Below are 12,859 nucleotides of genomic sequence, written 5' to 3'. Positions count from 1 at the left end.
GTCCGGGTTCCCGGTCCGGCGGAACCGATCCCGGTGGGCCCTCAGTCCCACGACCCCTGGGCCGCTGGCAGCCGTGACACCTCCGCGAGGTCCTCGTCGGTCAGCCGGAGGCCGCCCGCCGCCGCGTTCTCCACGGCCCACCGCTCCTGCTTGGCGCCCGGAAGCGCGATCACATGGCGGCCCTGGGCCAGTACCCAGGCCAGGGCGACCTGGGCCGGGGTGACCTGCTCGCCGTGGCGGCGCGCGATACGGCGCAGGCCCGCCACGATCGGCTGGTTGGCGGCCATCATCTCGGCCGTGAAACGGGGATGGCGGGCCCGCAGGTCGTCCGGTTCGAAGCCCTCGCCGGGGGTCAGCGTGCCGGTCAGGAAGCCGTTGCCCAGCGGCATCGCCGCCAGGAACCCCACACCCCGCGCCTCGCACCACGGCAGCAGTGCCCGCAGCGCCTCCGGCGACCACACCGACAGCTCCGCCTCCACCGCGGCCACCGGGAACACCTGCTGCACCCGCTGCAACTGGCGCAACGTACCGTCGTGCAGCCCGGCCCCGGAGCGGCGGCCGCCGCGCGCGCCCACCGCGCACAGGCCCAGGGCCCGCACCTTGCCGGCCCGCACCAGCTCGGCCATCGCGCCCCAGGTCTCCTCGACGGGGACCTCGGGGTCGGCGCGGTGCAGCTGGTACAGGTCGATCACGTCCGTCTGGAGCCGGCGCAGGGAGGCGTCACAGGCCCGTCTCACATACCCGGGGCGCCCGTTGGCCACGATGTGCTGCTCGCCGACCAGCAGACCCACCTTCGTGGACACGAAGGCCTCCGCGCGCCGCTCCTTGAGCACCCGTCCCAGCAGCAGCTCATTGGTGAACGGGCCGTACATGTCCGCGGTGTCCAGGAGGGTCGAGCCCAGGTCCAGCGCCCGGTGCACGGTTCTGAGCGATTCCTCGCCCCGCTGCCGCGACCCGCTGTACGCCCAGCTCATCGGCATGCACCCGAGTCCGACGGCCCCCACCGCGAGCGCCCCCGCGCCGATCGTCCTGCGCTCCACCTGCTCGTGAACCTCCCTCTGCCCGGACCCCAACCTAACCTCTGCACGCGCGCGTACCTGACATAGCCTCCATGCCATGACTGCAGAGGTGTGGCTTCCCATAGCGCCGGAGGAGATCGAGGGACTTCCCGAGGGGCCCCGGTACCTGTTCTGGAACGGCGGCGAGGAGTTCCCGGCCGACCCGGCCGGCTGTTCGTTCTACGTCGTGCCCTACATGAAGCCCGCCGGGATCGGGGTGCGCCCGCTGCCGCGGATGGCCTCCGTCGAGGTCGTACAGACGCTGTCGGCCGGGATCGACCATGTGCAGCCGGGCCTGCACCACCTGCGCCCGGGGGTGCGGCTGTGCAACGCGCGCGGGGTGCACGAGGCGAGCACCGCGGAGCTGACGCTGACGCTCGTCCTCGCCTCCCTGCGGGGCATCCCGGACTTTGTCCGGGCCCAGGAGCGCGGCGAGTGGCTCGGCGGGTTCCGGCCCGCCCTCGCCGACAAGTCCGTCCTCATCGTCGGCTACGGCTCCATCGGCGCCGCCATCGAAGACCGGCTCGCGCCTTTTGAGGTCGCGCGGGTGGCGCGCGTCGCGCGCTCCAAGCGCACCACGGCGCGCGGTCCGGTGCATCCGCTCACCGAATTGCCTTCTTTGCTTCCACACGCCGACGTCGTGATCCTCTCCACGCCCTTGACCGAGCAGACACGGGGCCTGGTGGACGCCGAATTCCTGGCGCGGATGAAGGACGGAGCGCTGCTCGTGAACGTGGCGCGCGGTCCCGTCGTGGACACCAAAGCGCTGCTCGCGGAGCTGGAGAGCGGCCGTGTCACCGCGGCCCTGGACGTCACCGATCCCGAGCCGCTGCCGCCCGGGCACCCGCTCTGGCAGGCCCCCGGCGTGCTCATCAGCCCGCACGTGGGCGGCCCCACCTCCGCCTTCCTGCCGCGCGCCAAGCGGCTGCTCGCCGACCAGTTGACCCGGTTCGTGAACCATGAGCCCCTGCGGAACGTGATCCTGACGACGGGCGCGTAACCGGCTTCCGGCACCCTCCGCAACCCTCCGGACGCGGGCCGTACCCGCATCACGGCTGGTCGTCACGGAGCGTAGAGGCACTATGTCCCTGAGTGACGATCCTGGTGTATCGTCCCGACAGGGGCTGCCGCCGACCGTTCGGCGCCGGGGATGGACATTTCAGATTTGTGAGGGGGGCGACGGGCGATGCACGGCCTATGGACGAACGATCCGACGCGGCGGAGCCGCCGACGACCCTGGCGCACGGCCACGCGCAGACGCGGCCACCACACCAGCCACCACAGCCATCAGCAGCGCAGGCACAGCGGCCGCAGGAGGCACGCACACCCAGCGCACCGGGACCGTCGGGACCCGGGGGCGGCGCGGACCGGGAGGCCCCGGTGAGCGCGCCGCCCTCGGTGACGACCGCCCTCGACGCGGCGGTGCGTGCCCCGGATCCGCAGCAGGTGCCGCCGCCCCGCCGGCCGGCCGCCGGTGAAGGCAGGCGCACGAGGGAGCAACTCGTTCTCGCCCTGGTCTGCGCGGCCTACGCCGTCGGGGCCGCGTTCGACTGGGGCACGGACGAACTGGCGCTGGTCATGGGCGACTTCGGGCTGGCCGCCGCGGCCGGCACCGCCGCCGTCTCGTGCTTCCTGTACGCCCGCGGTCCGCGCGTCCGCTTCCGCTCGGCCTGGCTGCTGTTCGCCCTCTCCTCGGCGATGGCGTCCCTCGGCAACGCGGTCTGGGGGTGGTACGAGGTCGTGCTCGGCCGGCCCGTGCCCAGCCCCTCCTACGCGGACCTGTTCTTCCTGTGCTTCGCGCCGCCCGCCATCGTGGGTCTGCTGGTGCTCGCCAAGCGGCCGGTGACCAAGGCCGGCTGGATCTGCCTGGCGCTGGACGCCTGGCTGATCGGCGGCTCGCTGCTCACGCTGTCCTGGAGCCTGGCGCTCGCCCAGGCGGCCCGGTTCGACGGACCGAGCGTGGCGCACACCGCGCTGTCGCTGGCGTACCCGCTGCTCGACATCGCGCTGGTCAGCATGGTGCTCGCGCTGCACTTCCGCCGTACGCCCGGCAACCGCACCGCGGTGAACACGGCGATCGGGGCGCTCGCGCTGACCGTGATGTGCGACGCGCTGTTCACCTCGCCGCTGCTGCACAGCAGCTACCACTCCGGGCAGCTGCTGGACGCCGGCTGGTTCGCCGGCTCGCTGCTGCTCGCCTACGCACCCTGGGCCGCGCCCGGCCGCAAGGGCGCACCGCAGGCGCACGTACCGGACGGGCACACGCGCGTGGTCCACGAGCACGTGCCCGGACAGCGCGGCACGAGCCACCACCACGTGACCGTGCCCGCCCCGGGAGGTGACCACAGCCGGTATCCGGCCGGCCGGCCGCTCGCCGGCTCCCTCGCCGCCCTCACCCCGTACCTCGCCGCCGCCGTGTGCACCCTGGGCATCCTGTACAACGTCCTCAACGGGCGCCGACCCGACCATGTCGTGCTGATCACCGCGGGCGCCGTCGTGCTCGCGCTCGTCATCCGGCAGGGCATCATGCTGCTGGACAACATCACCCTGACCCAGGAACTGGCGCAGAAGGAGAACCACTTCCGCTCCCTGGTGCAGGGCTCCAGCGACGTGATCATGATCGCCGCCCCCAACGGCGTCCTGCGGTACGTCTCCCCGGCCGCCGCCGGGGTCTACGGCCGCCCCGCCGAGGATCTCGTGGGCACGGAACTGGCCGGCCTCATCCACCCGGAGGACCTGGGCTGCGTGGTGCACGAGGTGCGCCGCTTCCTCGCCGCCAGCCCCCTGGAGGAACCCACCACCCGCATCGAGTGCCGCTTCCGGTCCGGCGACGGCGGCTGGCTCAACGTCGAGTCGACCGTCAACCGTCACCACGGCGGCCTGATCTTCAACAGCCGGGACGTCACCGAGCGCGTCCGCCTGCAGGCGCAGCTGCAGCACAACGCCGAGCACGACCCGCTGACCGACCTGCCCAACCGCGCCCTGTTCACCCGGCGCGTGCAGCAGGCCGTCTCCGGCCGCCGCGCCACCGACCGGGGCACCGCCCTGCTCGGCACGGCCGTGCTCTTCATCGACCTGGACGGCTTCAAGGCGGTCAACGACACGATCGGGCACCAGGCGGGGGACGAACTGCTCGTCCAGGCCGCCCGCAGACTCCAGGACGCGGTCCGGCACGGGGACACCGCCTCCCGGCTGGGCGGCGACGAGTTCGCGGCCCTGATCGTCGGGGACGGCACCCGGGACCGTGCCGCCCGGGAGCGCAACATCCTGGAGCTCGCCGACCGCCTCAGGGTGACCCTCTCCCAGCCGTACGCCATCGACGGCAGCGACGTCCGGGTCAACGCCTCCATCGGCGTGGCCTTCGCCGAACCCGGCCTCGGCGCGGGCGAGTTGCTGCGCAACGCCGACCTCGCGATGTACCGCGCGAAAGCGGCCGGAAAGGGCCGGGTCGAGCTGTACAAGCCGCAGATGCAGCAGGACGTCGTACGCAAGGCGGAGCTGGCCACCCGGCTGCGGGCCGCGCTGCACGACGGCGAGTTCGCCCTGCTGCACCAGCCGGTGGTGTGCCTGTCGACCGGCCGGATCACGGCGGTCTCGGCGCAGGCGCGCTGGCGCTCCTCGCAGGGGGTGCTGTTCACCCCGGCCGAGTTCCTGCGGGTGACCGAGGACGGCGACAAGACCGCCGAGCTGGAGCGCTGGATCCTGCAGCAGGCCGTCGAGCAGGCCGCCGAGCGGGCCGCGACCGGGACCGTCGTACCGGTGGCCGTCCGGATGAGCGCCCGGCGGGTGCTGGACCGCTCGATGCCGCTCGGCTCCGTGGAGGCGCTGCTGACCCGGCACGGGCTGCCGCCCGGCGCGCTGGTCCTGGAGCTGTCCGACACCGATCCGCGGCTGCCCCTGGACGAGCTGGAGCGGCGGCTGGCCGCGCTCGGCCGGCTCGGGGTGCGGATCGCGCTGGACGGCTTCGGCAGCGGATCCGCGGCCATCACCGCCCTGAGAAGGCTCCCCGTGGACATCCTGAAGCTCGACCGCGGCCTGGTCGAGGGCGTCGTGGAGTCCGCGCGGCTGCACAAGATCACCAGCGGTCTGCTGCGGATCGCCGGCGATCTCGGGCTGCAGTCGGTGGCCGAGGGCGTGGACCTGCCGGAGCAGGTCGTCGCGCTGCGCGCGATGGGCTGCACGCACGGGCAGGGCATGGCGTTCGCGGGGCCGCTGGACGAGTACCGGCTGCGCCGGGCGCTCGGATCCGGCCATTATCCGGTGCCGCACGCACTGGCCGAGCCGACGTTCGCCGGGACCGCGAGTGAACCGCAGGGGCGCGTCGGTGCCGAGGGCGCGAGCGCGCGGAGGCCCGAAGGGTTGAGCACGGTCGTGGTCTCGACATCGACCGGAGCGCCCCGGAGGTGAACGCGCCATGGAAAGGTGTGAGCGAGCCGAAGAGGCGCTCCGGGGTGTACACAGGGGGTGTGACGGCTGTCTTCGGAGGCGGCAGTGCCCTGCGTTCACATTCTGAGACTCCCGTCCCACCCACTTGACACGTGGTGCGCGTCGGGGGGAGGGTCAGTGCCATGCGCACCCGAATTCTCGTACTTGGACAGCGCGTCGGCTGAGCTGGGAACCACCGGAGGACGATCCGGAAACCCCAGCGACCTCACCGGCGCGCTCCCCTCGCTTGCCCTACGGCACGAGGGGTTTTTTGTTGCACGAGTGCCGTTCGTGCAGCGCTTGAACTCCGCCCAAACCTCGCAAAAACCCTCAGCATCGAGAAGAGAATGCCGATGACCGAGCAGGCCACCGGGGCCCATCCGCAGCCGCGGCCCCGATCCGGAGGACAGCAGTCCGCCCCCGTCGAGCACGTCACGGGTGCGCAGTCCCTCATCCGCTCCCTCGAGGAGGTCGGCGCTGACACGGTATTCGGCATTCCCGGCGGCGCGATCCTGCCGGCGTACGACCCCCTGATGGACTCGACGCGGGTCCGTCACGTGCTGGTCCGCCACGAGCAGGGCGCCGGCCACGCGGCCACCGGCTACGCGCAGGCCACCGGCAAGGTCGGCGTCTGCATGGCCACCTCCGGCCCCGGAGCCACCAACCTGGTCACGCCGATCGCCGACGCCCACATGGACTCCGTCCCGCTGGTCGCGATCACCGGCCAGGTGGCGTCCTCGTCCATCGGCACGGACGCCTTCCAGGAGGCGGACATCGTCGGCATCACCATGCCGATCACCAAGCACAACTTCCTCGTCACCAAGGCCGAGGACATCCCGCGGGTCATCGCGCAGGCGTTCCACATCGCCGCGACCGGCCGCCCGGGCCCGGTCCTGGTCGACATCTCCAAGGACGCCCTCCAGGCGAAGACCACCTTCTCCTGGCCGCCCACCATGGACCTGCCCGGCTACCGCCCGGTGACCAAGCCGCACGCCAAGCAGATCCGCGAGGCGGCCAAGCTGATCACCTCCGCCAGGCGGCCCGTCCTCTACGTCGGCGGCGGCGTCCTCAAGGCGCACGCCACCGCCGAGCTGAAGGTCCTCGCCGAACTCACCGGAGCGCCCGTCACCACCACCCTGATGGCGCTCGGCGCGTTCCCCGACAGCCACCCGCTGCACGTGGGAATGCCGGGCATGCACGGTGCGGTCACCGCCGTCACCGCGCTGCAGAAGGCCGACCTGATCGTCGCCCTCGGCGCCCGCTTCGACGACCGCGTCACCGGCAAGCTCGACAGCTTCGCCCCGTACGCCAAGATCGTCCACGCCGACATCGACCCGGCCGAGATCGGCAAGAACCGCGCCGCCGACGTGCCGATCGTCGGTGACGCCCGCGAGGTCATCGCCGACCTGGTCCAGGCCGTGCAGAAGGAGCACAGCGAGGGCCACAGGGGCGACTACACGGCCTGGTGGAGCGACCTCAACCGCTGGCGCGACACCTACCCGCTCGGCTACGACCAGCCCGAGGACGGCTCCCTGTCCCCGCAGGCGGTCATCGAGCGCATCGGCCAACTCGCGCCCGAGGGCACGATCTTCGCCGCGGGCGTCGGCCAGCACCAGATGTGGGCCGCGCACTTCATCCAGTACGAAAGGCCCGCCACCTGGCTGAACTCCGGCGGCGCCGGAACCATGGGCTACGCGGTCCCGGCCGCCATGGGTGCCAAGGCCGGGCAGCCGGACCGGACGGTGTGGGCGATCGACGGCGACGGCTGCTTCCAGATGACCAATCAGGAACTGACCACCTGCGCCCTGAACAACATCCCGATCAAGGTCGCCATCATCAACAACGGCGCCCTCGGCATGGTCCGCCAGTGGCAGACCCTCTTCTACAACCAGCGTTACTCCAACACCGTCCTGCACAGCGGCCCCGACGACATCAACCCGGAGGCCAAGGGCACGCGCGTGCCGGACTTCGTGAAGCTGTCCGAGGCGATGGGCTGCGTGGGCCTGCGCTGCGAGCGCCCGGAGGACCTGGACAAGGTCATCGAAGAGGCGAACTCCATCAACGACCGCCCGGTCGTCATCGACTTCATCGTCCACGAGGACGCGATGGTGTGGCCGATGGTCGCCGCCGGCACCTCCAACGACGAGATCATGGCCGCCCGGGACGTCCGCCCCGACTTCGGCGACAACGAAGACGACTGAGCGAGAGAGACGTAAAAAGACCATGTCCAAGCACACGCTCTCCGTCCTGGTGGAGAACACCCCGGGCATCCTGGCCCGGATCGCCGCCCTCTTCTCCCGCCGCGGCTTCAACATCGACTCGCTCGCGGTCGGCGTCACCGAGCACCCCGACATCTCCCGCATCACCATCGTGGTCGGGGTCGAGGACCTGCCGCTGGAGCAGGTGACCAAGCAGCTCAACAAGCTCGTCAACGTGCTGAAGATCGTGGAGCTGGAGCCCGGTCAGGCCGTGCAGCGCGAACTCGTGCTGGTGAAGGTCCGCGCCGACAACGAGACCCGCTCCCAGATCGTGGAGATCGTCCAGCTGTTCCGCGCCAAGACCGTCGACGTCTCCCCGGAGGCCGTCACCATCGAGGCCACCGGATCCAGCGAGAAGCTGTCCGCCATGCTCAAGATGCTGGAGCCGTTCGGCATCAAGGAGCTGGTGCAGTCCGGCACGATCGCGATCGGCCGCGGCGCCCGTTCGATCACCGACCGCTCGCTGCGCGCCCTCGACCGATCCGCGTAAAGCTGAACCGAAGTACGAGCTGATGTACGGCTGAAACCGGGCGGTCGGCGACACGCCGTCCGCCCGGATGCCGAGACCCCGAGACTTCCCTTCCCCTCACCGGCATACGGTGGGACGCACAACCTGCACACCAAGGAGAGAACCCAAAGTGGCCGAGCTGTTCTACGACGCTGACGCCGACCTGTCCATCATCCAGGGCCGCAAGGTCGCGGTCATCGGCTACGGCAGCCAGGGCCACGCCCACGCGCTGTCGCTGCGTGACTCCGGTGTCGACGTCCGCGTCGGTCTGCACGAGGGCTCCAAGTCCAAGGCCAAGGCCGAGGAGCAGGGCCTGCGCGTGGTGACGCCGTCGGAGGCCGCCGCCGAGGCCGACGTCATCATGATCCTGGTGCCGGACCCCATCCAGGCCCAGGTCTACGAGGAGTCCATCGCCCCGAACCTGAAGGACGGCGACGCGCTGTTCTTCGGCCACGGCTTCAACATCCGCTTCGGCTTCATCAAGCCCCCGGCCGGCGTGGACGTCTGCATGGTCGCCCCGAAGGGCCCGGGCCACCTGGTGCGCCGTCAGTACGAGGAGGGCCGCGGCGTTCCGTGCATCGCCGCCGTCGAGCAGGACGCCTCCGGAAACGCCTTCGCGCTCGCCCTGTCGTACGCCAAGGGCATCGGCGGCACCCGCGCCGGCGTCATCAAGACGACCTTCACCGAGGAGACCGAGACCGACCTGTTCGGTGAGCAGGCCGTCCTCTGCGGTGGTACGGCCGCGCTGGTCAAGGCGGGCTTCGAGACCCTGACCGAGGCCGGCTACCAGCCGGAGATCGCCTACTTCGAGTGCCTGCACGAGCTGAAGCTGATCGTGGACCTCATGTACGAGGGCGGCCTGGAGAAGATGCGCTGGTCCATCTCCGAGACCGCCGAGTGGGGCGACTACGTCACCGGCCCGCGCATCATCACCGACGCCACCAAGGCCGAGATGAAGAAGGTCCTCGCCGAGATCCAGGACGGCTCCTTCGCGAGGCAGTGGATGGACGAGTACCACGGCGGTCTGAAGAAGTACAACGAGTACAAGCAGCAGGACTCCGAGCACCTGCTGGAGACCACGGGCAAGCAGCTGCGCAAGCTGATGAGCTGGGTGAACGAGGAGGCGTAAGCCTCACGTCAGGGGGTCGGGGCAGGCTGCTCCGGCCCCCGTCGTCCATCTGTTGTCCACCCCGTCCAGCCCCGGACGGGTGATCCTTCCGTGGAGGCGCAAGACGCCCTGCGCCACGCCACTACACTGCTGAACAAACACGCGTCAGGCCCACAGCGTCGTGCGTCTTCCGCGGCTAGCCCCCCTCCTCCGCCTGCGGCCGTCGGGACGGCCGTCCGCATGCATTGGACTTGTGAGGACCTCACGTGAGCTCGAAACCCGTCGTACTCATCGCTGAAGAGCTGTCGCCCGCGACCGTGGACGCACTCGGCCCGGACTTCGAGATCCGGCACGCCAACGGAGCCGATCGAGCCGAACTGCTCCCCGCCATCGCCGACGTCGACGCGATCCTGATCCGCTCCGCCACCAAGGTCGACGCCGAGGCCATCGCCGCGGCGAAGAAGCTCAAGGTCGTCGCCCGCGCCGGCGTCGGCCTCGACAACGTCGACGTCTCCGCCGCCACCAAGGCCGGCGTGATGGTCGTCAACGCCCCGACCTCCAACATCGTGACCGCCGCCGAGCTGGCCTGCGGTCTGATCCTCGCCTCCGCCCGCAACATCCCGCAGGCCAACGCCGCGCTGAAGAACGGCGAGTGGAAGCGCAGCAAGTACACGGGCGTCGAGCTGGCCGAGAAGACCCTCGGCGTCGTCGGCCTCGGCCGCATCGGCGCCCTGGTCGCCCAGCGCATGTCCGCCTTCGGCATGAAGGTCGTCGCCTACGACCCCTATGTGCAGCCCGCGCGGGCCGCGCAGATGGGCGTCAAGGTGCTGTCCCTGGACGAGCTGCTGGAGGTCTCCGACTTCATCACCGTCCACCTGCCCAAGACCCCCGAGACCCTCGGCCTCATCGGCGACGAGGCGCTGCGCAAGGTCAAGCCGAGCGTGCGCATCGTCAACGCCGCGCGCGGCGGCATCGTGGACGAGGCGGCGCTGTACTCGGCGCTGAAGGAGGGCCGGGTCGCCGGCGCCGGCCTCGACGTGTACGCCAAGGAGCCGTGCACCGACTCCCCGCTGTTCGAGCTGGACCAGGTCGTGTGCACCCCGCACCTCGGTGCCTCCACCGACGAGGCCCAGGAGAAGGCGGGCATCGCGGTCGCCCGGTCCGTCCGCCTCGCCCTCGCCGGTGAGCTGGTGCCGGACGCGGTCAACGTCCAGGGCGGTGTCATCGCCGAGGACGTCAAGCCCGGTCTGCCGCTCGCCGAGCGCCTCGGCCGTATCTTCACCGCGCTCGCCGGTGAGGTCGCGCACCGCCTCGACGTCGAGGTCTACGGTGAGATCACCCAGCACGACGTGAAGGTGCTGGAGCTGTCCGCGCTCAAGGGCGTCTTCGAGGACGTCGTCGACGAGACGGTGAGTTACGTCAACGCGCCGCTGTTCGCGCAGGAGCGTGGCGTCGAGGTCCGGCTGACCACCAGCTCCGAGTCGGCCGAGCACCGCAACGTCGTCACCGTGCGCGGCACGCTCGCGGACGGCGAGGAGGTCTCGGTCTCCGGCACGCTGGCCGGCCCGAAGCACGTCCAGAAGATCGTCGCGGTCGGCGACTACGACGTCGACCTCGCCCTCGCCGACCACATGGTCGTCCTGCGCTACGAGGACCGTCCCGGTGTCGTCGGCACCGTCGGCCGCATCCTCGGCGAGGCGGGCATCAACATCGCCGGCATGCAGGTCGCTCGCGCGGTCGCCGGCGGCGAGGCGCTGGCCGTGCTCACCGTCGACGACACGGTGTCCGCCGGCGTCCTGAGCGAGGTCGCCTCCGAGATCGGTGCGACGTCCGCCCGCTCGGTGAACCTCGTCTGACACATGCGCGAACGCCGGACGGGCTGACGAAGAGTCAGCCCGTCCGGCGTTTTCCCTTTTCCTGGTGGTCTTCTTTTTCCTGGTCGTCTTCCTAGTCGCCGACCTCGATCTTTCGCAGGCTCACCGCCGCCCCCACCGCCGCCAGCGCCACCAGCACCGCGCCGGCGATCGCCGCGCCCTGCATCCCGCTGGTGAAGGCCTCGCGGGCCGTGGTGAGCAGCGACTGACCGGCCGCGCCGGGCAGGTGGGCGGCCGTGGCGAGGGCGTCGCCCAGGGTCTCGCGGGCCGGAGCCGGGGCGGTGGCCGGCATCTCGTGGCGGTAGATCGCCGTACCGATCGAGCCGAGGACCGCCATGCCGAGCGCGCCGCCGAACTCCGCGCTGGTCTCCAGCAGTGAGGAGGCCGTGCCCGCCCGCTCCACCGGGGCGCCGCTCATGGCCAGGTCGGTCAGCTGGGAGACGATCGCGACCATCCCGCAGGCGAGGACACCGGCCCCGGCGAGCGCCAGCCACAGCGAGTCGGTGCCGACGAGGGCGAGCATCGAGTAACCGGCCGCCATGGCCGCGAAGCCGCCGGCGACGACGTACCCACGGTTGACGCCCCGCTGGACGAGCTGTGCGGTGACCGGACCGGCGACGCCGATGAACACCGAGGGCAGCAGGCTCCACAGGGCCGCCGACAGCGGGCTCTTGCCAAGGACCGACTGCAGGTACTGCGTGGTGAAGATGGCCGAGCCCATCATGGCGAGGGCGGCGACGAGGTTCAGGACCAGCGCCGGGGTGAAGCCGCGGCCCTTCAGCAGGGCCGGCGGGATCAGCGGGGAGGCGTTGGTGCGCTGGCGGTGGACGAAGAGCGCCGCGAAGAGCAGGCCGACGGCGATCGAGACGACGTAGAGCGGGTGCCAGCCCTCGGAGGGGATCTCCTTCAGGCCGTAGATCACGGGAAGTACGGCGGCCATCGACAGCGGCACGCTCGGCCAGTCGAAACGCCCCGGGTTCGGGTCCCTGGACTCCGGCAGCAGCACCGGGCCGAGGAGCAGGAGCAGCGCCATCGCGGGCAGGTTGACCAGGAAGACCGAGCCCCACCAGAAGTGCTCGACCAGGATGCCGCTCATCACCGAGCCGAGCGCGATACCGCCGGTCATGACGCCGGACCAGAGCCCGATCGCCTTCGCCCGCTGGGCGGGGTCGGTGAACATCGTGCGCAGCAGCGCCATCGTCGACGGCATCAGGGTGGCACCGCCGATGCCGAGGATCGCGCGGGCCGCGATCAGGGTCTCGGCGCTGTTCGCGTAGGCCGCGAGGAGCGAGGCGCCGCCGAAGGCCGCGGCGCCCATCAGGAGGAGCCTGCGGCGGCCGATGCGGTCACCGAGGGAGCCCATCGTCATCAGCAGGCCGGCCAGGACGAAGCCGTAGACGTCGAAGATCCACAGCTGCTGGGTGCCGCTCGGGTGCAGGTCCGCGCTGATCGCGGGGGTCGCGAAGTACAGGACCGACACGTCCATGGAGACCAGCAGCAGCGGCAGCATCAGCACGCCGAGAGCGGTCCATTCGCGCCGTCCGGCACGGGTGGCCGGGATTGTGGTGGTGCTCGTCGCGTTCGTCATGCCAGTGACTGTACGGACGTCTTAAACGCTTGTCTAGAAC

The 12,859-nt window shown here is 71.0% G+C and carries 8 protein-coding genes; 6 read left to right on the top strand and 2 right to left on the bottom strand.

Features of this window, described 5'->3' with window-relative positions:
* Window positions 1-41: 41 nt before the first annotated feature.
* Window positions 42-1,040, bottom strand: coding sequence for an aldo/keto reductase (locus FB563_RS06625; protein ID WP_055708141.1), 999 nt, complete (start codon window positions 1,038-1,040; stop codon window positions 42-44).
* Between the two features lie 76 nt (window positions 1,041-1,116).
* Here FB563_RS06625 and FB563_RS06620 point away from each other — a divergent pair, with 76 nt between their 5' ends.
* From FB563_RS06620 to serA, 6 genes are all read left to right on the top strand, one after another.
* Window positions 1,117-2,058 carry a 2-hydroxyacid dehydrogenase gene (locus FB563_RS06620; protein ID WP_055708142.1) on the top strand — a complete coding sequence of 314 codons (942 nt, stop codon included), beginning with the start codon at window positions 1,117-1,119 and terminating at the stop codon, window positions 2,056-2,058.
* A 446-nt stretch (window positions 2,059-2,504) separates the two neighbouring features.
* Window positions 2,505-5,465 carry a putative bifunctional diguanylate cyclase/phosphodiesterase gene (locus tag FB563_RS06615; protein WP_425281741.1) on the top strand — a complete coding sequence of 987 codons (2,961 nt, stop codon included), beginning with the start codon at window positions 2,505-2,507 and terminating at the stop codon, window positions 5,463-5,465.
* Between the two features lie 371 nt (window positions 5,466-5,836).
* Window positions 5,837-7,684 (top strand): acetolactate synthase large subunit, encoded by a 1,848-nt coding sequence (locus FB563_RS06610; RefSeq protein ID WP_199832916.1) that lies wholly within the window; start codon window positions 5,837-5,839, stop codon window positions 7,682-7,684.
* A 22-nt stretch (window positions 7,685-7,706) separates the two neighbouring features.
* Window positions 7,707-8,231 (top strand): acetolactate synthase small subunit, encoded by a 525-nt coding sequence (gene ilvN, locus FB563_RS06605; RefSeq protein WP_055708145.1) that lies wholly within the window; start codon window positions 7,707-7,709, stop codon window positions 8,229-8,231.
* A gap of 148 nt (window positions 8,232-8,379) precedes the next feature.
* Window positions 8,380-9,378 carry a ketol-acid reductoisomerase gene (gene ilvC, locus FB563_RS06600; protein ID WP_055708146.1) on the top strand — a complete coding sequence of 333 codons (999 nt, stop codon included), beginning with the start codon at window positions 8,380-8,382 and terminating at the stop codon, window positions 9,376-9,378.
* 245 nt (window positions 9,379-9,623) lie between these two features.
* Window positions 9,624-11,213, top strand: coding sequence for a phosphoglycerate dehydrogenase (gene serA, locus FB563_RS06595; protein ID WP_055708147.1), 1,590 nt, complete (start codon window positions 9,624-9,626; stop codon window positions 11,211-11,213).
* Between the two features lie 91 nt (window positions 11,214-11,304).
* Here the strand turns inward: serA and FB563_RS06590 are convergent, their stop codons facing one another.
* Entirely contained in the window at window positions 11,305-12,819 is a 1,515-nt protein-coding gene (locus tag FB563_RS06590) for an MFS transporter (protein WP_055708148.1), read from the bottom strand.
* Between the last annotated feature and the right edge of the window lie 40 nt (window positions 12,820-12,859).

It is taken from the genome of Streptomyces puniciscabiei (assembly GCF_006715785.1).
Lineage (GTDB): Bacteria > Actinomycetota > Actinomycetes > Streptomycetales > Streptomycetaceae > Streptomyces > Streptomyces puniciscabiei.
Note: the sequence above shows the minus strand (reverse complement) of the source record. Positions and strands in the feature narration are given on the sequence as shown.

What these genes read in the sequence shown, in the direction of transcription:
- FB563_RS06590 (WP_055708148.1), bottom strand. Translation starts at nt 12,819, where the DNA reads ATGACGAACGCGACGAGCACCACCACAATCCCGGCCACCCGTGCCGGA.
- FB563_RS06610 (WP_199832916.1), top strand. Translation starts at nt 5,837, where the DNA reads ATGACCGAGCAGGCCACCGGGGCCCATCCGCAGCCGCGGCCCCGATCC.
- ilvN (WP_055708145.1), top strand. Translation starts at nt 7,707, where the DNA reads ATGTCCAAGCACACGCTCTCCGTCCTGGTGGAGAACACCCCGGGCATC.
- FB563_RS06620 (WP_055708142.1), top strand. Translation starts at nt 1,117, where the DNA reads ATGACTGCAGAGGTGTGGCTTCCCATAGCGCCGGAGGAGATCGAGGGA.